Here is a 20,049-nt window from a genome sequence, read left to right on the forward strand (position 1 = left end):
GCAAGGTCCCGGCGCGGGCGTGGTACAGGCGGAAAGCAGGGCCACCGCTGCTGGCCGCCTGTTCGTTACCCGCTGGCGTCGGCTTCGCTTCGGCGGCGGGCGCCTGGGCAGGTGCTTGCGCGGCGGCAGGGGTGGCGGGGCGGGCCGCTGGCGCTTGCGCCATATTGCGGCTGGCCTGGCGTTGTTCGATCTGGCGGTTCAGGGTGCGCTGGAAGTCGCCCGCCGCGCCGCTGGTGGACGGCTGGCTGCGGTTGGCGGCGCCCGGCGTGGCGTTCGGCGAGACAATCTGGGAAATCGGGGTTGGCTGGGTTTGCATGATACTGCCTCAGTGTTGCTTAGCGTTTGTAATAGGCTTGTCGCGCCGCGTGCTCATCCATTGCTTTCTGGTCGCGCTTGTTTTCCAGCTTCAGCGCCTGTTCCTGCGCCCGGTTGTTCAGGGTGGTGTACGACATGCGCTTGCGTTCGGCATCTTGCCAGCGCAGTTTTTCCTGCTCGCTGCGCGCCTGCGCATGGTTGACCACCTGCTGCTGGCCCATGATGGCGCTGTCGAGCTTGACCATAAAGGCCTGGAAATTGCGGTAGGCCATGGGCGTAATGCCGCTGCTCATGGTGGTTTCGAAGCGCTTGGCATAGTCGTCGCGGTAGCCGGACAGCATGTCGAGCTTCTGGCGGCAATCGTCGAGCGCTTTCAGGGCCGCGCCCAGGCGCTTGGCGCAGTCATCCGTTTCGCGCTGGGCAAGGTCGATCAGGGTTGCAAGTTGGGAAGGAGAAGCCATGGCTGATTATATTCCCGCTATGCAAGCCCTAATCAGTCGAATAGAGCGGTAAGTTGCCCCAAGCTCTCGTCCATGCTGACCCGTTCCGTGATCTGCTGTTGCAAAAATGCTTCGATCTTTTCATGCAGGGCGATGGCCTGGTCCAGCACGGGGTCGGTGCCGGCGCTGTAGGCGCCCACGCTGATCAGGTCGCGGCTGCGTTCATAGCGCGAATACAGTTGCTTGAGCTTGCGCGCCTGCTGCTGGTGTTCATGCGTGGTGATCGAGTGGGCGGCGCGCGAAATCGATTGCTCGATGTCGATGGCCGGGTAGTGGCCCGCCTCGGCCAGGCGCCGGTTCAGCACGATATGTCCGTCGAGAATCGCGCGCGCGGAGTCGGCGATCGGGTCCTGCTGGTCGTCGCCCTCCGTCAGCACGGTGTAGAAGGCCGTGATCGAGCCGCCGCCTTCCTCGCCATTGCCGGCCCGTTCCACCAGCACGGGCAGCTTGGCGAAGACGGAGGGCGGATAGCCCTTGGTGGCGGGCGGCTCGCCGATGGCCAGGGCGATTTCACGCTGCGCCATGGCGTAGCGGGTCAGCGAATCCATGATCAGCAGTACGTTTTGCCCCTGGTCGCGGAAGTGCTCGGCAATGGCCGTCGCATACGCGGCGCCCTGCAGGCGCATCAGCGGCGGCGTGTCGGCCGGCGCCGCCACAACGACGGAGCGGGCCAGGCCCTCGGCGCCGAGGATCTGCTCGATGAATTCCTTGACTTCTCGGCCCCGTTCGCCGATCAGGCCGACGACGATCACGTCCGCCTCCGTGTAGCGGGCCATCATGCCCAGCAGCACGCTCTTGCCCACGCCGGACCCGGCGAACAGGCCCATGCGCTGGCCACGGCCCACGGTCAGCATGGCATTGATCGAGCGCACGCCCACGTCCAGGGTGTCGACGATGGGTGCGCGGCCCAGGGGATTGGCGGGGCGTACATTGATGGGGGCGCTATCGACCGTGTGCAGCGGACCGAGCTGGTCGAGCGGGCGGCCCGCGCCGTCGAGCACGCGGCCCAGCAGTTGCGGGCCCACGGGCAGGTGGCGCGCGCGGTCGCTGGGGCGGCGGCGCGGGTGCGCCACGCTGCCGGGGCGGGGGATGGCTGGTTCGACGGAAAACACGCGCGTGCCGGGCACGATGCCTTCGACATCGCTTTGCGGCATCAAAAACAGGCGTTCGCCTTCAAAGCCCACGACTTCCGCCTCGACCCGGCCGCCATTCGGCAGGGGCACGGTGCAGGCGGCGCCCACGGCCAGGCGCAGGCCCACTGCTTCCATCACCAGGCCCGCCACCCGCGTGACCCGGCCCGATATCTGCATCGGTTCGACAAAGCCGACCACGGCCGTACAGTCGCTCAGGTAGGCGCGCCAGCGCGCCGCATGGGCAGTGGGGCCTTTGACGGATTCGCTCACGGCGCCAGCCAGTCCAGGTCCTTGCCCAGCGCATGCGTCAGGCGGTGCCAGCGGGTAGAAGTCTGCGCATCGATCTGGTTGCTGGCCGTGTCGATCTTACAACCGCCGCGTTCCACGCTGGGGTCTTCGATGACGCGCCAGCCGCCCTTGTCGAGCTCATCGCCGATGCCGTCGCGCACCACTTGCGCATCGTCGGGATTGAGCATCAGCAAGGCCGGTTGTTGCAGCACAGGCAGGTATTCGATGGCTTCGCGCACCATCGGCAGCATCAGTTCGGGGCGCACGGGCAAGGCCGTCTTCAGCATGCCCTTGGCCAGCTGCAGGGCCAGTTCCATCACGTCGTTGGCGATCAGTTCGTCGGCCTGGTGCACGGCCGTGCCGAAATCGACGGCGATGGTTTGCAGGTGCGCCAGTTCCACGGCGGAGGCTGCCTTGCCTTCCGCATACGACTGGGCGTGGCCGTCCGCGTGTCCGGCCGCATGGCCTTCCGCATAGCCGGCCGCGCGGCCTTCCTCGAAGGCGGTGGCGCGTGCTTCCTCGCGGATGGCGACCAGTTCTTCCTGCGTCGGATACTCGAGCGGCGGTGCCAGCTCTTCGTCGTGCAGCTCGCCGTAGGGATCGGCTTCCGGGTCGATCTCGGGTTCGGGGTCCGGTTCCAGCAGCTTGCGCGCCGCCACCACGCTGGGGCGCTCGTCGCCAAACGAGGTCATTTCCCAGCGCTGGTAGGCCGTTTGCTGCTCTTTGGGAATCAAGTTAGACAAACGAATCCTCGCCTTTTCCGCCTAAGACAATCTGCCCTTCGTCCGCCAGGCGGCGCACGATCTGCAGGATCTGTTTCTGCTGCGACTCCACTTCCGACAGGCGCACGGGGCCTTTCGATTCCAGGTCTTCGCGCATCATCTCGCCGGCACGCTGCGACATGTTCTTGAAGATCTTGTCGCGCAGCTCCTGCGAGGCGCCTTTCAGGGCGATGATCAGCATTTCCGACTGCACTTCGCGCAGCAGCAGCTGGATGCCGCGGTCGTCGATATCGATCACGTTGTCGAACACGAACATTTCGTCCATGATCTTCTGCGCCATGTCGTTGTCGTAGTTCTTGATATTGTCCATGACGGAGCCTTCCTGCTCGCCGCTCATGAAGTTCAAAATCTCGGCCGCGGCGCGCACGCCGCCCAGCGACGATTTCTTGATGTTTTCGTTACCGGACAGCAGTTTCGTCAGTACGTCGTTGAGTTCGCGCAAGGCGGCCGGCTGCACGCCGTCCAGGGTGGCGATGCGCAAGACCACGTCGTTGCGCAGGCGGTCCGTGAAGTGGCCGAGGATTTCGCAAGCCTGGTCGCGTTCCAGGTGGACGAGGATGGTGGCGATGATCTGCGGGTGCTCGTTGCGGATCAGCTCGGACACGGATTGCGAATCCATCCACTTCAGCGATTCGATGCCGGACGCATCCTTGCCGCCCAGGATGCGCGACAGCAGCACGGACGCCTTGTCGTCGCCCAGCGCCTTGGTGAGGACCTGGCGGATGTATTCGTCCGAATCGAGGCCGACGGTGGAATTGAGTTCCGTCTGCGCGCGGAAGTCGTCGAGCACCTCGACCACCTGTTCGTGCGCGATGCCCTTCATGGTGGCCATGGCGGCGCCCAGCTTGAGCACTTCGCGGGGGCCGAGGAATTTCATCACTTCGGCCGCTTCGCTCTCGCCCAGTGCCAGCATCAGGATCGATGCTTTTTGCAATCCCGTTGTCTCAGTCATTATTGCCTATCCATGCTTTGATTACGTTGGCCACCACGCGTGGGTCTTCCTGTGCCAGTTTCCTGGCCATCGCCAGGTTTTCGCGGTAGCCGCGGGCCGTGTCTTCTTCCAGCTCTTCCAGTTCGGCTTCGCTGAGCAGGACTTCGTTTTCTTCGCCATCCTTGCTCAGTTCCGGCTCGATGACGGGCGGCGGGGCGCCAAAATCGTCGATCTTGCGCATCACGGGGCGCAGCATCGGGCGCACGATCTTGATGAAGATATACAGCAGGATCAGGGCCGTGATGAGGAATTTCGCCAGCTCCTTGGCCAGCGGCAAGTTGGCCGGGTCGCGCCACCACTCGAGCTTGCCTTCGGGCGCGCGGTCGATGCCGTCGAACGGCGAGTTGGCCACGCTGAAGCTGTCGCCGCGTTCCTTGTTGTAGCCCATCGCTTCCTTGACCAGATTGTTGATCTGGACCATTTCTGCAGGGGAAATCGGCTTGACCGTGACCTTGCCATCCTTGTCGAAGCTGCGGCGGTAGTTGACGACGACGGCTACCGACAGACGGCGCAAGCCGCCCATGGATTTCTGCTCGTAGCGCACGGTCTTGTCAACTTCATAATTCGTCGTCGATTCCTTCTGGGTTGGTGCCGTCGGCGCGCCGCCCGGGGCGCCGGGCGCCTCGGCCGTCAGCGGCGCCGTGGCCACGCCAGGCGGCTGGTTCGACAGGGCGCCCGGTACGCCGGACGGGTTGGCATTGCCGGCGCCCGTCGATTCGCTCGTTTGCTGGCTGCGGATGGTGGATGCTTCCGGCGGCGAGTTCGGCTTGTAGGTTTCGGCCGCCTGTTCGCTTTGCGAGAAATCCACGTCGGCCGTCGCTTCGGCGCGCACATTGCCTTCGCCGACGATGGGCAGCAGGATCGATTCGACTTGCTTGATCACGCTTTGCTGCAGCTGCTGCACGTACTTTAATTGGTTCGGGTCCAGGCTCTTGATGCCGTTGGCGCGGTCCTTGTCCTTTTCCTGGTTCGACAGCAAGGTGCCGGCCTGGTCGACGACGGTGACATTGATCGGCAGCAATTCCGGCACGCTGGACGCCACCAGGTGCACGATGGCGCTTACCTGCAATTGGTCCAGGCCGCGGCCAGGATGCAGGTTCAGCAGTACGGACGCCGTGGGTTTTTGCTGTTCGCGCACGAAGACGGACGGTTTGGGCAAGGCCAGGTGGACACGCGCCGTATCGACGGCGGACACCGACTCGATCGATTTGGCCAGTTCGCCTTCCAGCGCGCGCTGGAAATTGACCTGTTCCAGGAATTGCGACACGCCCAGCTTCTGGTTTTCCATCAGCTCGAAACCCACGTTGCCGCCCTTCGGCAAGCCTTGCGCGGCCAGTTTCAGGCGCGCATCGTGGACTTGTTCGGATGGCACGAGAATGGCGCCGCCGCCTTCGGAAAACTTGTGCTTGATGCCCAGCTGGTCCAGCGAAGCCGTGATGGCGCCGCCGTCGCGGTCCGTGTAATTGGAAAACAGGACCTTGTACTCGGGCGGCTGGTTCCACATGTACAGGGCCACGCCGATGGCAATCAGTGCCGCCACGCCCAGGCCGCGCAGGAAATTCTTGCCCATCGGCGTCTTGGCGAACGCTTGCACGGACTCCACGGGCGAGCGGGCAGGCGCCGGTTCCGGCGGTATGCGGTTCACATCGATTTCTTCGGCTACAGCCATGATTGCCTTCCGGGGCGCGTATGTTTGCTAATGAGTGGGGGCCGCTTCCACTGGAGGAGGGGGCGATATGCAGAATTATCCGCCACTGTCACGCGCTTCAATCGTCCAAATAGAAGGCGCTTTTGCCGCCTGCTCGGCCGAGCGGCTGGCGTTGGCGCTGGTATTGTGGAACCCTGGCAACATGTGACGGAAGTTATTGTACCCGTCGTTGCCTTGCAAGCCAGAGTTTTGTTCTCTGGCTGCAACAGGCAGGAATAGACCAGAATCGGGAGGCAAAGTGAAAACAGGCGGTATCGATAGCAGCAGGATCGAGGCGATGATCGCGCAACTGAAGTCGGCGGCCACGCGGCCGGAGGCGAAAATACCGGCGATCCAGACCGAGGCCCCGGCAGCAAAGGTGAATTTTGCCGATGCCTTCAAGAGCGCGCTCGATTCCGTGAGCAGTTCGCAAAAGGAATCGTCGGCCATGGGCCAGCGCTTTACCATGGGCGACGAAAAGGTCAGCCTGTCGGACGTGATGGTATCGATGCAAAAGTCCAGCATCGAATTCCAGGCGACGGTGCAGGTGCGGAACAAGCTGGTTTCTGCATATCATGAAATCATGAACATGCAAGTTTGATACAGGCAAGTGTATTGGTATGTCACGAACGCCTTACAAACCGTAGCGAGCGGAAGCCAGTTGTGGCCGAGAAGCGGAACTGTACTCTAGTACAGTGAGCATCGCAGGCCGCAAATGGCGACGCGCAGCAGGTTTGTAAGGTGTTAACCTAACCCCGCCATGCGTGCGTTGCGCTCGCGCTCCAGGCGCGTGATATAGCGCTGCACGTGCGCCAGCATGCTGCGGGGCAGGTCGACGAACTGGCAGCCCAAGCGGCGGTTCAGCTTGTTGTTCAGCAGGGTCATGTCCAGCGAATTGCGGATTTGCAAGGTGGCGGTGACGATGCCCACGTCGGGCAAGTCGATGCGGCAGCCCGGATAGTCGCGGCCAATGGTTTCGCCCAGCATCAGCTTGTTGTCCAGGATGGCGATGCCGCCGCAGCTGATGTCGGCCAGCGGGAACAGGGTGTCGGCGCCGCCCAGCGCGGGCGGCAGGGGAATCGAGACGCGCACGGGATTGCTCACGGGCGTGGTCATGCGGTAGTACTCGCGCCGCTGCAAGCGGATCAATGTTTCTGGAATGGCAATTTTCAAGGCGGGCGTGCCGTCGTAATGGCACTCTTCCACCAGGGCGCTGCTGAACAGGATGCGGATCTTGTCGAGCGACGTTTCAAACGAGATGCCGGTGGCGGCCACCATGCGGCGGTTCTGGTCGGCGTTCACGGAACGGTCGAGGATGACGGTATCGCGTTCCGCATCGACTTCCAGGATGGAGGTGACGCACACATCGGATTCACCGTGGATCAGCATGCGGATCAGCTGGTTCTTTTCACTGATGCTGCGCAGCAAGGCGATGATTTCCCGCCGCGATTCCACTTCAAAGTCATGCCAGTTTTCGAGGCCGGAATCCATAATATGTGCTTGCATTGATGCCTGTCTATGTATCGGTGAGGTTGACGCTGGTGTCGGGCGGCGGCGGGATGGGCCCGCCATTCGCAGATTCAATATGATATAACCAGGCCAGCAGTTCCGCAATCGCCCGATACAGGCCGGGAGGAATCTGGCGGTCCAGGTCGACATCCATCAGCAGCGCCACCAATTCCTTCGATTCATGCACGAAGACGCCGTGCTCGCGCGCCGTGCTGATGATCTGGTCCGCGATCAGGCCGCTCCCCTTGGCCACCACCTTGGGCGCCGGCGTGCCGCTCTGGTAGGCCAGGGCGACGGCCGTCTGCGGCACCTTGCGCTTGGTGTCGTCAAGCATCGCCGTCTGCTCCTGGCGTCGCTGCCGGCGGCTCTTCCGCGTCCGGCTTGCCGGCAATGCTCAGCGACGACAATGGCCAGCCGGCCGCGCCCAGCGACGCTTCCAGCTGCGGGGCATGCTGGCGCAAGGTGTCGGCGCTGCCTTCGCTGCCCGCCTGCAGCTGGATGTGCACGCGGCCACCCTGCAAGACCACGTGCGCGACCAGGTCGCCCAGCAGGGGAAACTGGAAGCGCACGTTGCTGCGCCAGGCCGTCGCTTCCTCGTCGCCGTCGCGGCCATCGTGCTGCTGGCTTTCCGGCGCATCCTTGCTGATATCCCACTGCATCTTCTGGCCAGGCCAGGCTTCGCCCTGCCATTGCACGCGCGCCTGTTCGTGCGTGTGCAGCTGCAAATTGATCAGCTGCGCCGAGGCCAGGTCGGTGCCTGTCCTGGCCGTTTCGCTTGCCTGGGGCTTTTGCATCTGCGGTTCCAGCAGCAGCGAGGCCAGCGGCCGCTTGCCTTCGGCCCATTCCGCCACATGCGATTCATAGAACAGGCCGCTGCTGCCCACTGCCTCGTGCAGCTTCTGCGCCACCTGGGCGGGATTGGCGCCCGGCGTGGCCATCAGCGGCGTCTTGCCGACCAGCGCCAGGGGCGCGCCGGGCACGCTTTCCGCTTGGCTCAGCACGCTGCTGATGGCGCGCGCGGTGATGCTCAGCTCGGGCGCGGGCGTGTCGCCTGCCAGGGCGGGCAATAAATTGGCTGGAGTCAGTGGGGCGCGGCTGAGCAGGGTGGCGGCCGTGCTGCTGGCGCGCGTGCCCGCCTGGGCGGCGCCGGCCTGGGGGCCGCGGGTCTCGGCGGCGCCGGGTTCGGCTTCCGCGTCCGCATACGTGAGCAGGGGACTGGCGGCCTGGTCGCGGTTGTTGCCGATTTGAAAAGAGGGGCGGGGATTGATGCCGATCAAGGTCAGCGGGATTTCCGTGCCCGGCTGGGCACCGGCCGGCAGCTGCATGCGGGCCGGCGTGCCGGCCACGCGCACCAGGTAGCTGCCGTCGCCCATGCGGGCCAGCACCTGTCCCTGCATGGATTTGCCGATCAGCCCCTGCAGCGAGCGCTGGAACTCGGCCTGGCGCGGGTCGGCGACGGTGTCGGCCGGGCGCGTGCCCTTGATCGGGGTCAAGGGCGTCATGCCGATTGCATCCATCTTCGGCAACATGGCGCCCCCGTGTGTGTTTACGCGCCGTAGGCGTTGGCCAGGCGCCGCTCGGTACCGGTGCTGTTGATCAGTTTGGACAACTGCGCCATCCACGGCATGGTCAGGTCGCGGATCTTGCGGTCGTCTTCCAGGATCTGCTTGATCAGGGCAACCTTGCGCAAGCGGCCGGCGCTTTCCAGCACGACTTTTTCTTCATTCGCCTTCAGCGCGGCCACATGCGTGCTGATGCGCTGTTCCAGCTCTTCCAGCGCGTCCCAGTCGGCGTTGGTGGCGGCGGTGACCATCTGGCCCGTCAGGGTCTGCATGGCTTCGTAGGTGGTCAGGACTTCTTGATTCGTCATCATGGGTCAGGCGCTCGCAAGGCTGGGCATACGTTTCAAATCGGCGCCAGGCATGGCGGCGGGGGTGGCGCCTATGGCGTTCCACGTTTCGCGCAGGTCGGTCAGCAGGCGCTGCACTTCTTCCAGCATGCCAAGATCGTTGCGGATATTGGCCGCCAGCAGACGCGCGCTCATGTATTCATACAGGGCGTCGAGGCCTTCGGCGATCTGGCCGCCCGCTTCCTTGTCCAGGCTGGCGCGCAAGCCATTGTCGATGATCTGGATGGCTTTCGAGATGGACTTGCCTTTTTCCGGCACATTGCCCGATTTCATGTGCACTTGCGCGCTGAGCACGGCCACCAGGGCACCGTCGTACAGCATCACGATCAGCTTGTGCGGCGAGGCCGAGACGATGCCCGTTTCCAGGCCGACCTTGGCGTAGGCATTGACGCCGCGTTGTTGGGTTCCAAACATTTAATTCTCCTGATGATTGGGCTTAACGGTTGGCGGCGATGGCGGCCAGCTGCTGGGTCAAATAGGTTTGCATGCCCTGCAATTTATTCAGGGACACGTCCAGACGCGAGTACTGGGCGCGGTAGCGCGCCTCGATGTCCGTCAGCTTCTCGCTGAACTTGTCGCGCTGCGTGGCAATGTTCTTGATCGTTTCGTTCAGGCCCTTGGAGCGGTTGGTGATCATGCCGTCCGTGCCGAGGAAGGAGGTGGCCAGGTTGTTCAACTGATATGCATAGCCCTGCGAGAAGCTGACGGTGCCGCGCGAACCCGTGGTGCCGCCCGTGACTTCAATCTTCAAGCCATCGGCTGGCGAGCCGGCGGCGCCCGTCAGGGTCTGGCCCGAGCCGATCACCGGTTGTCCGCCCAGGGTGCCGGCCACGTCTGTGCCCTTGACGGGCGTGGATGCGCCGAACAGGGCGGTTGGCGCCGTGCCCGTGCCGCTGCTGATGGCAATATTCGACACGGAGCCGTAGCGGCTCGATGCCAGCACCAGCTTGCCCGTGCCATCGATGGAGGCAGACACGGTGGAGCCGGCGTCGGAAAAGGACTTCACGCCGTTGATCGAGGACTGGATCAGCGAAGCCATCTGCGCGGGCGTGTACGTACCGGCAGGAATGACGACCTGGGCCGTGTTCTTGGCAGCGCTGGGTTCGGTATCGTTGAGCGTGATGCTCCACGTGGTGTCGCTGGCAATCGTCGTGCTGGCGGGCATGACGGCGGCCGAGGTGATCGACCCCTGGCTGGCCATCGTGGTGATCGTCAATTCATAGCTGCCCGGCTTGGTGGCGGCCGTCGAGCTGGTAAACGATACGTTGCTGTCGGTGGCCTTGCCCAGTGCGGAAAACAGGCCGGCGATGTCCGTGAAGTTGGCGCTGATGGCCTTGTCGAGCTTGCTGCTGTCCAGCGCCAGGCTGCCGTCCTTCTGGAACGAGATGCCGACCTGGCTTAGGGTGCTCAGATTGCTGTTCAAGCCGGTAATGGGCGCGCCCAGCTGCCTGCGCAGCTGGCTCTGGATCGATTGCGCCGTCGAATCGCCCAGCAGGACGCCGCCCTTCTTGGTCTCCGGGTCATAGGCCGTCATCTTGGCCATGGCCGTATTCAGGTCGTTATACGCCTTGACGAAGGCATTGATGCTGGTCTTGACGGTGGAGGTATCTTTCTGCACCGACAAGCTGGTACTGCCGACCTTGGCAATGCCCAGGGTCACGCCTTCGATGGCCGTATCGACGCTGTTGGAGGCGCTGGTAATGGCGATGCCGTTGACGCTGAAGTTCGTGTTTTGCGCGGCGCTGTTCTGCTTCAGATTTTGCGTGCCGCCCGCATCGTACGACAACAGATCGTTCAGGGCGCTGTCCGGGGGCAGGCCGTCGCTGCCGCTCAGCGATATCTTCATGGACGAGTTGGCGCCCGTCTTCGATGAACTCAATACCAGGTGATACGGTTTGTCCGTGCCGTCCGAGACGATGCTGGCCGTCACGCCCAGGCCCGCGTTATTGATGGCGTCGCGGATGCCTTGCAAGCTATTGTTGGTGGCGTCGATCACCACCGTGCCCGTCGCCTGCGTGCCATCCTGGGTAAAGTTGGTGTTCATGTAGGCACCACCGGAGCCTGCCGTCAGTCCGGCGGCGGCCGGATTGCTGCCGGCGATGGTGATGGGACTGGCATTGCTCGAAGCGAGGTTGATGGTGCTGGTGAGCGTCACGTTCGAGCCGTCATTGACCGAGTTCGAGGCATGGCCGATGCCGCCCTTGACGGAGCCCGTCACCACTTCTTCGATGTTCAGGTTGGAACCGTCGGCGCGCGTAAACTTCAGGGTGCCGTCGGCGGCCTTGCCCGTGACGGTAATGTTGGCCGCGGCCAGCGCGTTCGAGACGGCATTCGGGCCTTCCAGCGTCGTGTCGAGCGAGGCGGCCGTGATGCCGGCGCCTGCGGCGACGCCGTTACCCTGGGTGACGATATCGATGCCGCCCACCGACAGTGAATAGGTGCCGTCCGCGCCCGTTTCGATATTGCCGAAGCCGCTGAACATGGTGGCGCTGCTCGACGTCGGCTGGGCCGTGGCCGTCACGCCCGTGGTGCTGCTCTTGGCGTTGATGGCGTCCGCCAGCGCGCGCGCGCTCTTGGTGCTGGCGTCGGTGGGGATGGCGGTGCCGTTGAGTATCAGGGAGCCGTTGCTGATGCCGGTCTGCGCCGTGGTGGCGCCCAGGGCAGTGCCGCTCAGGCCGAAGGTGCCGCCCGCGAGCGAGCCCAGCTGGAACGAGATCGTCGTCTTGCTGCCCAGGCCGATGGTCGACAGCTTGCTGGCCATGCCGCCCGACATCAGGGTCTGCGACTGGGCCAGCTGGGTGACATTGATATTGTAGTTGCCGGCCACGGCCTTGGCGCCGGCGCTGGCCGTCAGCACGAGGGGATCGGCGGGCGTGGCGCTGACGGCGCGGAAGTTATTGGTGTTGGACAGGGCGGACAGCGAACTCTGGAAGGTGCTGACGGCGCCGCTCAAGGTGCCCATCGCACTGAGCTTGGCCTGGTAGGAGGCCGTTTTCTTGTCAAAAGTACCCAGTGGGGCCGCTTCGGCCGTCATCAGCTTGTCGATGATGGCATTCACATCCAGGCCGCTGGCGCCAGCGCCGATGCCGATGGATGAAAGGGTAGGTGTGATGGCCACTGAATACTCCTAGGAAAACGCTAATATAAGCTGTTATCGGCAGAATCAATCAGGACTTGAGAGGGGGATTTACCGCGCTGTTTTCAGCGGGCGTAAAAATTCGGGGAAGAAGCAGACGATTATTGCCTAGATTGCAATGAAAAACGGGGCCGGATAGCCAGGCTACCGGACCCCGTGGTCATGCCGATGCGTATTGCCACGATGCTGCACGTCCGTGGGCAAGGCCATCGCTATGCGCTTTGCCTGATCAGCGAACCTTTGGCCGAGTCAAAGGTCTTGGACAATTCCAGGGCTTCCTTGGTGGGAATCTGGCGCAGTACTTCCTTGGTTTCCTGGTCGATGACCTTGACCACCGTGCGCTGGCTGTCTTCGTCGATGGAAAATTCCAGGCCTTGCGTTTTCATTTGCGACGACTGGTTCAGGTCCGATACCGCCTTGTCCAGCTGTTCGCGGCTGGGCTCCCGGCTGGCTTGCTGTGATGCAACCGTGCCGTTTTCCGTGGCAGCGCGTGGCGCTGCCGGGCGCGCCGCTGGCGTGTCCGCAGACGCATAACTCTTGTCTATCCGGGCCGCGGAGGCGGCCGCTATCGTGTCGATAGTCATGGTGCTCTCCTAGTGAAAATTCCCCTGCCGAAAAAATCCGGCAGGGGAATCAGGGTCCTACGCTGTTGCCTGACTAATCGGAGATTAGCCGCGCAGCAGGCTCAGGACGCCGTTTGGCAGCGAGTTCGCTTGCGCCAGCATGGCCGTACCAGCTTGTTGCAGGATCTGGCCGCGGGTCATGTTGGCCGTTTCCGATGCAAAGTCGGTATCGACGATGCGGCTGCGCGATGCGGACAGGTTTTCCGTGGTCGATTGCAGGTTCGAAATCGCCGACGAGAAGCGCGATTGCAAAGCGCCGTACTGGGCGCGTTGGCCGTTGACCGTTGCCAGTGCTGCATCGGCAATTTTCAGTGCCAGCTGTGCACCGTCAAACGTCGTCACGTCCAGGGTCGACACGGAGTTCAGGGTCGAACCTTGCGCTGTCGCTTGACCAACTTTCAGGCCGGTAGGGGTATTTTCCGTTACCGAGAAGCTGTTTTGCGAGTCGAAAGTCACGCGACCGTTGACCGTGGCAGCATCGGCTGCGGTGATGATCGACTGGGCCGCTGCTTGCACCTTGCCGTCGGCCTTGTAGCCATCGACGTCGAACTTGACGTTGGCCGTCGTGCCTTGCGTCAGGTTGATGTTCTCGCCCGATGCATTGGTCAGCTTCATGCCCTTGTTGACGCTGTCGTACTGGGCGGTCACGCCGGTCTTTGCCGTTTGGGCATTGATGGCATTGATGCCTGCTGCGTAGTCGGCTGCAGTCGATGCCGTGCCGCTGACGGCGAACGACACGGTGACAGGCGCCGTGCTTGGGTTGTCCGAACTGATGGCGAACGAATACGATTCAGCACCCAGGTTCAGGTTGACGTCCGTTTGTGCCGAAGCGGTCACGCCCGTTTTTGCCGTTTGGCTGTTGATGTCGGCGGCAACGGATTTGGCCGTGCTGCCTTTGACGCCGGCGGCGGCTGCCGTCGTGTCGACGGTGGCGGTGCCGATAGAGCCGGAAATCGTGAGCTTACCGACAACAGCATTACCCAGCGCATCTTTCTTGACAGCCGATGCATCGTTGGCGATACGGTTGTTACCGTAGGTGTTGGTCAGGAAGTTCGCGCCGCTGGCGGAAATCAGCTGATTGGCATCTGCGCCGACCTGGAAGTTGGCCGTACCCATGGTGCCGTCCAGCAGCGCCTGGCCGTTGAACGAGGTGGTTTGGGCGATACGGTTCAACTCCGAACCCAGTTGGCCTACCTCGGTTTGCAGCGCCTGACGGTCGCTCGACGAGTTGGTGGCGTTCGACGATTGCACGGCCAGTTCGCGGATACGTTGCAGGATGTCGCCCGAGCTTGCCAACGCGCCTTCGGCCGTTTGAGCCAGCGAGACGCCGTCGTTTGCATTGCGGGTGGCTTGCGTCATGCCGCGGATTTGCGACGTCATACGGTCGGAAATTGCCAGGCCGGCGGCGTCGTCCTTGGCGCTGTTGATGCGCATACCGGAGGACAGGCGTTGCAGTGAGGTGCTCAGGGCCGACTGCGAGGTCGACAGGTTGCGTTGCGAATTCAGGGACGAGATATTGGTATTAATTACTGCAGCCATGATGTTTCTCCAAACAGGTACTACATTGCGCTATGTGCTAGTCACTTTGGCCTGCCCCGCTGTTCCGGGACAATCAAGCCGCTGTTGTTTAGGGTAACGGTTGCTCTGCGGGAAAATTTATGGCGAAAAACGCTTTAAATTTTAATTTTCAGCCCTTCAGTTTGCGGCTGGCCGCGCGCTAAGCGACATGATTTAAAGAAACTTGAGGGTAAAAATAGTTTTATTTTTATATGCTGCGCAGGCTGAGGCGCTGCAGGAGGGGGAGGGGTTGTTGTTTTTTTTGCCATGAAAAATGCCGTCCGGCCGGTTGGCGGGACGGCATGGCGTGAAGCGGGTCGGGTCTAATCGGCCACCACCACGCGGTTCTTGCCCGTCTGCTTGGCCTGGTACATGGCGCGGTCGGCGCGTTTGACCAGTTCGGCCTGGTCTTCGTTGGGCAGGCGCAGGGCCACGCCGGCGGAAAAGGTGATCAGGACCTTTTCGTTGTCGTGCAGGAAGAAATGCCGGGTCAGCTCGCGCTGCAAGCGCGTCATCGTCGACGAGGCTGCCTCGACTGTCGTTTCCGGCAGCAGGATGAGGAATTCCTCGCCGCCGAAGCGGGCGATGACGTCCATCGAGCGCAGGGTTTCCTTGACGATCTTCACCAGGTGTTTCAAGGCGGCATCGCCGGCCAGGTGGCCATAGGTATCGTTCAGGCGCTTGAAATCGTCCAGGTCCAGCATGGCGATGCACAGGGGCGTGCCGCGGCGGTCGGAACGGGCCGTCTCGCGCTCGAACACGTCGTCCAGGCCACGGCGGTTCAGGCTGCCCGTCAGCTGGTCTTCGCGCACCAGTTCGCTCATATGCTGGAGCTTGGCTTCCAGGGTGTGGATGCGCTGTTCCGCATCCTGCACTTCCTGGCGCGCCAGCACCATTTTGTCGCGTGCGCGCAACGCCTCGTTCTGCACCATGCGCGTTTCGCGCAAGACTTCGTCGAGAACGTTGTTCAGTTCGCTGATGTTTTCCGCCTGGCTGATCTTTTCCGAATAGCCGCCGATCTTTTCGTGGAAGTCGCCCGTGCTGGCGGCCACCTGGCCCAGGCGGTCGATGAAGGTCATCATCATGTTCTTGACCGTCAGCTTGACGTCGGACAGGCTGTGCTTGAGCTGGCTCTGCTTGTAGATGACTTCCTTCAGGCTGCGCGTGGCGTCTTCCAGCGCGCGCTGGTCGAGGGGGCCGGCGATCAGGTTTTGCACGGCGTCGACCTGGCCGCGCAGCCAGCTGTCGTCGTCCAGCAACTGGCTGACGTTATCCAGCAGCAGCTTGAACAGGCGCAGCAGCAATTCCTGCTGTTCGGCCGTGTCGCCGCTCTTCAGTTCGATCTGGTAGCACAGCTGTTTCAGGCGCAGGGCCGCTTCGTTCAGCGCTTCTTCCGTATGGGCCTGCTTGATGGCCGCGCCCAGCGATTCGGCTTCTTCCACCAGCGCCGGCGTGCCCGTCAGCAGGGTGGCGACGGCAAAGCCCAGGGTGCGGCTGAGCAATTCGCGCAGGGTGCGCGTCTGCTCGCCGTCCGGCAGCGGAGGCAATTCGATGCCGCCGCCTTTCTTGACCTGTTTTTCCGCCAGTTGCGCCAGCGTGCGCGCATAGCTGTCCCAGTCGCGCGCTTTCAGGGCGCGCTGGAAACGGCGGCCAAAGTCGCCCAGTTCACCGGCCGATTCGCTCATCTTGACGGCAAACTGCGTCAGGACGTTTTCCGCGCCGCCGTCCGGCGGGGCGCTGGCGGCCAGCACGGCTCCCGGCACGGCCGGGCTGTCCGCGGCTTCGCTGATGCCCGCGATTTCATTGTAGATGTCGCGGTAGGCGCTGGGCGTGGGGGCGATGCGGCGCGTGGCCAGGCGGCGAAACGCCTCGCGGGCGATATCGGCCGGGTTCATCGCCGCAGCGGCGGCGGTATTCGTGGCGCCAGCGGGAGCGCTTGCTGGTGAAGAGGGCAATTTACTGGACATGTAGGCACAGCCTTTTTAGATATTTCTAATTATCCTCATGATATGCGAGTTGGCAAAGAACTTATTGTGCGAGAAGCAAGGAGAAGTCCTGTCAATTCGCCCGATGCCAGCGGGCATGCCGCTTTGCCGTCAATCCACCAGCTGGTTGCGGATGGCGTAATGCGTCAGTTCGGCGCTGTTCTTGAGCTTCATCTTGACCAGCAGGCGGGCGCGGTATTCGCTGACGGTTTTCACGGACAGTTTGAGCTCTTCGGCGATGGCGCCCACGGCCTTGCCCGAGGCGATCATAACCAGCGTCTGGTATTCGCGGTCCGACAAGGTGTCGTGCAAGGCCGTTTCGTGGTCTTCGCCCACCGTGTTGGCCAGTTCCTGCGCCAGCGAGGCGCTGATGTATTTCAAACCTTGCGCCACCTGGCGGATGGCCGTGACCAGTTCGCGCGGCGCACTCTGTTTCGTCAGGTAGCCGGCCGCGCCCGCCTTGAGCGAACGGATCGCGTACTGGTCTTCGCGGTGCATGGAGAGCATCAGCACGGCCAGTTCCGGCTTTTCCTTCTTGATCTGCTTGAGTACCTCGATGCCGCTGCGGTCGGGCAAGGAGATGTCGAGCAGCAACACCTGGCATTTCGAGCCACGGAACAGCTTGATGGCGTCGTGGCCATTTTCGGCTTCGCCGGCAACGATGATGTCGCGCGTATCGGCGAGGATTTGCTTCAAGCCTTCGCGCACGATCGCATGATCGTCGGCGATGAATACCCGGATGGTGGCTTTTTCTTTCATGACTGCGTTGTTTCCTATCTGAATCCCTGCGCCCGGCGGCGGCCCTGTGGCCTCACGGCGGACCGCTTTGCGCTGGTGCGCTGGCTGCAGCCGCTATTATCGCCTCTCGCGGCGTGGTCAGCCGGATTTTTATGCTCAGGATGGTGCCGCCGCCGGGCCCGTCGGCCAGGCTCAGGGTGCCGCCCAGCGCGCTGGCGCGTTCGGCCATGCCGCGGATGCCGAACGATTGCGGCTTGGCCCGGTCGGACAGGCGCATGCCCACGCCATTGTCGGCTATCGACAGGCTGATGTGCTGGCGTTGCCGGGCCAGGCGCACGCTGACCTTGCTGGCCTGCGCATGCTTGGCGATATTCGTCAGCGCCTCCTGGGCAATGCGGAACAGGCTGGTTGCCTGGTCCAGCTCCAGTTCGATATGCTGGCGGTTCGAAATGAACTGGCATTCGATGCCGGCCTGGCGCGCAAATTCCTTCACCTGCCAGTCCAGCGCGGCGACCAGGCCCAGGTCCAGCATGGACGGACGCAAGTCCAGCGAAATGCGGTGCACGGCATCGATGCTGCGGTCGACCAGGGCGTCGACATAATCGGCCTTTTCCTGCAGCAGCGGGTCGTCCGGCGGCAGGCGGCGCGCCAGCATGGCCAGCGCCATCTTGATCGCCGTCAAATTGCCGCCCAGGTCATCGTGCAGCTCGCGCGCCAGGCGCGTGCGTTCATGTTCCTTGACCTTGTCGATATGCGCCGTCAGCTCGGCCAGGCGGGCGCGCGACTGGCGCACTTCGATCTGTTCCAGCCGGCTTTCCGTGATATTCGTCATGATGCCTTCCCACTGCACCGTGCCGTCGGCCAGCGCGCGCGGCGTGGAGCGCAGGTTGATCCATTTGACGTCTTTCCAGGCATCGATCCAGATGCGGCCTTCCCAGTTCCAGCTCCACAAGGCGTTCTTTGAAGCCAGCATCGACTCCAGGTACGAGGCGCGGTCGTCGGCCAGGATCAGCTGGTAGAACAGTTCCGGGCGCGCGTGCAGCTGTGCCGGCCCCAGACCCAGCAGGGCCTGGCAGCCATCGCTGAGGTAGGGAAAGGCGGCGCTGCCATCCGCATGCAGGCAGAACTGGTACACGAGGCCCGGCGTATTCGAGACGATGGCGTTGAAGCGCGACTGCACCTGCGCCAGGGCGGCGGCCGTTGCCTGCGGCGTGCGCAAGTCCTCGCCCTCGGCCAAGAGCAGGGCGCGTCCCTGGCGGCTGGCGCGCGACAGGTGCAGGCTGAGCGAATACAGACTGCCATCGCGGCGCCGCTGCTGCACATGCAGCAGGGTTTGCGCGCCGATGCTGTCGTCCAGGCCCGCCAGCACGGCGGCCAGCTGCTGCGCCTCGAGCTGCGGCGCCAGGGTGAACGGCGTCATCGCCCGCAATTCCTTGCGCGCATACTGCAAGTTGTCGCAGGCGGCATCGTTGGCATCCAGCAATTGCAAGCTGGCCGCGTCGTACAGGTAGATTTCCGGTGCCGCCGCGCGCATGGCGGGCGCCAGCCGGGGAGTGTCGTGCATGGAGTGGCCTTTCTTCATCAGCGGCGGGCGCGCCAGAAGGCGGCAAAGCGGCGCAGCACCCGTGCCGGGCGGGAATTATGGCGGCCTGGCGTGCCCTTGCGCAGGCGCTGCCACCAGGCGCGGCGGGCGCGGCCCAGCGCGGCCGACAGGCGGCTGACGCGGCGCCATGGGCGCGTGGCGCGCAGGCGGGCGATCCAGCGGTCCTTGGTTTCCATGAACAGGCCATGCCAGCGCGCAAACCACGGCAAACTGAGCAGGGTGGGGCGCGTCAGGCTGTACAGGCGGGCCACGGCGGCAGCGCCGCCCAGCTTGGCGATGACGATCACGCCGATGCCGGAAAACGCATGGCCGCGCGCGATCGCCAGCAGGGCCAGCAGCTTGACGGGAAACAGCAGCACGGCCGGCAGCACGAAGATGGCCAGCGCCCAGTACGGCGGCAGGCGCTTGATCCACGCTTCCAGCGCATGCAGGGGCGGAAATTGCGCCACCACCTGCATGATGCGTGCGCCCGTCGCCCACAGCCATTCCTCGATCAGCAGGAAGATGGCGGCCAGGTAGACCAGCGGCGCGAACAGCCAGCGCCTGACTCTGTAGAATTTTTTCATCCGTCTCCGTGTGCGGCGCAGGTTTGCCGCGATTGCCACGATGATACGTCAAAAAAGCCCGTTTGCCCCCGCATTGGGTGTGCCCGAGCCTCCCTGGCGGGGCTACAATAGGCAGATGAATAAAGCCTTTGTAAAAGAATCGGACAACGACGACGATGAGGAAGCGGCCGCGCTGGCGCTGGCCATTCCCGCGGGCGCCAAGAACTACATCACGCCGGCCGGCTACCAGCGCATCAAGGATGAGCTGCTGCAGCTGATCGACGTCGACCGTCCGGAAGTGGTGCGCATCGTGCATTGGGCGGCGTCGAATGGCGATCGTTCGGAAAATGGCGACTATATCTACGGCAAGCGGCGCCTGCGCGAAATCGACCGCCGCATCCGCTTTCTCACCAAGCGCATGGACCTGGCCGCCATCGTCGATCCCAGCGTGCACCATGGCAACGACCAGGTGTTTTTCGGCGCCACCGTAACCTACCGCACCAGCGACGGCGAAACGCACACCATCACCATCGTCGGCATCGATGAATTCGACCCCCTGAACGGCAAGATCAGCTGGGTCTCGCCCATGGCCCGCACCATCACCAAGGCGCGCGAGGGTGACGTGATCACCCTCAACACGCCGCTGGGCGAGCAGGAGCTGGAATTGCTGGAAGTGACGTATCCGGCGCCGGGGGAGGGGTAGTTTGCGGTGGCGCAGGGCGGGCGCTGACAGGCCTGTCAGGCTGGG

At 63.4% G+C, this 20,049-nt stretch carries 21 protein-coding genes; 2 read left to right on the forward strand and 19 right to left on the reverse strand.

The window, feature by feature from the left end; genetic code table 11:
* The 7 genes from GCN75_RS24275 to GCN75_RS29865 all read right to left on the reverse strand — a co-directional run.
* Positions 1–316, reverse strand: a 316-nt coding sequence (locus tag GCN75_RS24275; RefSeq protein ID WP_226941548.1) for a hypothetical protein, incomplete at its 3' end; no start/stop codon positions are given.
* Positions 317–335: 19 nt separating this feature from the next.
* Positions 336–776: a flagellar export protein FliJ gene (fliJ, locus tag GCN75_RS24280; protein WP_152284686.1), complete on the reverse strand. Its 441-nt coding sequence runs from the start codon at positions 774–776 to the stop codon at positions 336–338.
* Between the two features lie 32 nt (positions 777–808).
* Positions 809–2,125: a flagellar protein export ATPase FliI gene (gene fliI / locus GCN75_RS24285; protein ID WP_226939268.1), complete on the reverse strand. Its 1,317-nt coding sequence runs from the start codon at positions 2,123–2,125 to the stop codon at positions 809–811.
* A gap of 89 nt (positions 2,126–2,214) precedes the next feature.
* Positions 2,215–2,928 (reverse strand): flagellar assembly protein FliH, encoded by a 714-nt coding sequence (locus GCN75_RS24290; RefSeq protein ID WP_152284716.1) that lies wholly within the window; start codon positions 2,926–2,928, stop codon positions 2,215–2,217.
* A 43-nt stretch (positions 2,929–2,971) separates the two neighbouring features.
* Complete coding sequence (fliG, locus tag GCN75_RS24295; RefSeq protein WP_034787109.1) at positions 2,972–3,970, reverse strand: flagellar motor switch protein FliG; 999 nt, start codon at positions 3,968–3,970, stop codon at positions 2,972–2,974.
* Positions 3,963–5,678 (reverse strand): flagellar basal-body MS-ring/collar protein FliF, encoded by a 1,716-nt coding sequence (gene fliF / locus GCN75_RS24300; protein WP_152284687.1) that lies wholly within the window; start codon positions 5,676–5,678, stop codon positions 3,963–3,965. The genes fliG and fliF overlap by 8 nt, the downstream gene beginning before the upstream one ends.
* A gap of 75 nt (positions 5,679–5,753) precedes the next feature.
* The gene (locus tag GCN75_RS29865; protein ID WP_264372565.1) at positions 5,754–6,146 is read right to left on the reverse strand and encodes a hypothetical protein; all 393 of its coding nucleotides are present in this window, start codon (positions 6,144–6,146) and stop codon (positions 5,754–5,756) included.
* On the opposite strand from GCN75_RS29865, the gene fliE reads away from it, so the two are divergent.
* Positions 6,049–6,297: a flagellar hook-basal body complex protein FliE gene (gene fliE, locus GCN75_RS24305; RefSeq protein ID WP_264372564.1), complete on the forward strand. Its 249-nt coding sequence runs from the start codon at positions 6,049–6,051 to the stop codon at positions 6,295–6,297. The two genes, GCN75_RS29865 and fliE, sit on opposite strands and share 98 nt — an antisense overlap.
* Positions 6,298–6,440: 143 nt before the next feature.
* On the opposite strand, the gene GCN75_RS24310 is transcribed toward fliE, so the two are convergent.
* From GCN75_RS24310 to GCN75_RS24365, 12 genes are all read right to left on the reverse strand, one after another.
* The gene (locus tag GCN75_RS24310) at positions 6,441–7,187 is read right to left on the reverse strand and encodes a flagellar brake protein (protein ID WP_152284688.1); all 747 of its coding nucleotides are present in this window, start codon (positions 7,185–7,187) and stop codon (positions 6,441–6,443) included.
* Positions 7,188–7,212: 25 nt separating this feature from the next.
* A complete protein-coding gene (locus GCN75_RS24315) occupies positions 7,213–7,539 on the reverse strand; it encodes an EscU/YscU/HrcU family type III secretion system export apparatus switch protein (RefSeq protein WP_035821344.1) in 327 nt (108 codons plus the stop codon).
* Positions 7,532–8,707 (reverse strand): flagellar hook-length control protein FliK, encoded by a 1,176-nt coding sequence (gene fliK, locus GCN75_RS24320; protein ID WP_226941549.1) that lies wholly within the window; start codon positions 8,705–8,707, stop codon positions 7,532–7,534. Before fliK ends, GCN75_RS24315 begins: the two co-directional genes overlap by 8 nt.
* Before the next feature lie 44 nt (positions 8,708–8,751).
* On the reverse strand, positions 8,752–9,078 hold the full coding sequence (locus tag GCN75_RS24325; RefSeq protein WP_152284690.1) for a flagellar protein FliT: 327 nt from the start codon (positions 9,076–9,078) through the stop codon (positions 8,752–8,754).
* A gap of 3 nt (positions 9,079–9,081) precedes the next feature.
* Positions 9,082–9,528 carry a flagellar export chaperone FliS gene (gene fliS / locus GCN75_RS24330; RefSeq protein ID WP_152284691.1) on the reverse strand — a complete coding sequence of 149 codons (447 nt, stop codon included), beginning with the start codon at positions 9,526–9,528 and terminating at the stop codon, positions 9,082–9,084.
* 22 nt (positions 9,529–9,550) lie between these two features.
* The gene (gene fliD, locus GCN75_RS24335) at positions 9,551–12,232 is read right to left on the reverse strand and encodes a flagellar filament capping protein FliD (protein ID WP_226941550.1); all 2,682 of its coding nucleotides are present in this window, start codon (positions 12,230–12,232) and stop codon (positions 9,551–9,553) included.
* A gap of 230 nt (positions 12,233–12,462) precedes the next feature.
* On the reverse strand, positions 12,463–12,834 hold the full coding sequence (locus tag GCN75_RS24340; RefSeq protein ID WP_152284692.1) for a flagellar protein FlaG: 372 nt from the start codon (positions 12,832–12,834) through the stop codon (positions 12,463–12,465).
* 84 nt (positions 12,835–12,918) lie between these two features.
* A complete protein-coding gene (locus GCN75_RS24345) occupies positions 12,919–14,412 on the reverse strand; it encodes a flagellin N-terminal helical domain-containing protein (protein ID WP_152284693.1) in 1,494 nt (497 codons plus the stop codon).
* A gap of 341 nt (positions 14,413–14,753) precedes the next feature.
* On the reverse strand, positions 14,754–16,325 hold the full coding sequence (locus GCN75_RS24350; protein WP_152258741.1) for a GGDEF domain-containing protein: 1,572 nt from the start codon (positions 16,323–16,325) through the stop codon (positions 14,754–14,756).
* Between the two features lie 201 nt (positions 16,326–16,526).
* Positions 16,527–17,174 (reverse strand): response regulator, encoded by a 648-nt coding sequence (locus GCN75_RS24355; protein WP_152284694.1) that lies wholly within the window; start codon positions 17,172–17,174, stop codon positions 16,527–16,529.
* 52 nt (positions 17,175–17,226) lie between these two features.
* Complete coding sequence (locus tag GCN75_RS24360; RefSeq protein ID WP_226941551.1) at positions 17,227–18,717, reverse strand: sensor histidine kinase; 1,491 nt, start codon at positions 18,715–18,717, stop codon at positions 17,227–17,229.
* Between the two features lie 17 nt (positions 18,718–18,734).
* Entirely contained in the window at positions 18,735–19,322 is a 588-nt protein-coding gene (locus GCN75_RS24365) for a hypothetical protein (RefSeq protein ID WP_099666875.1), read from the reverse strand.
* 115 nt (positions 19,323–19,437) lie between these two features.
* On the opposite strand from GCN75_RS24365, the gene greB reads away from it, so the two are divergent.
* Positions 19,438–20,004, forward strand: coding sequence for a transcription elongation factor GreB (gene greB / locus GCN75_RS24370; protein ID WP_092710976.1), 567 nt, complete (start codon positions 19,438–19,440; stop codon positions 20,002–20,004).
* Positions 20,005–20,049 lie beyond the last annotated feature (45 nt).

The sequence above is a fragment of the Janthinobacterium violaceinigrum genome (genome assembly GCF_009208555.1).
In the GTDB taxonomy this organism is placed as follows: domain Bacteria; phylum Pseudomonadota; class Gammaproteobacteria; order Burkholderiales; family Burkholderiaceae_D; genus Janthinobacterium; species Janthinobacterium violaceinigrum.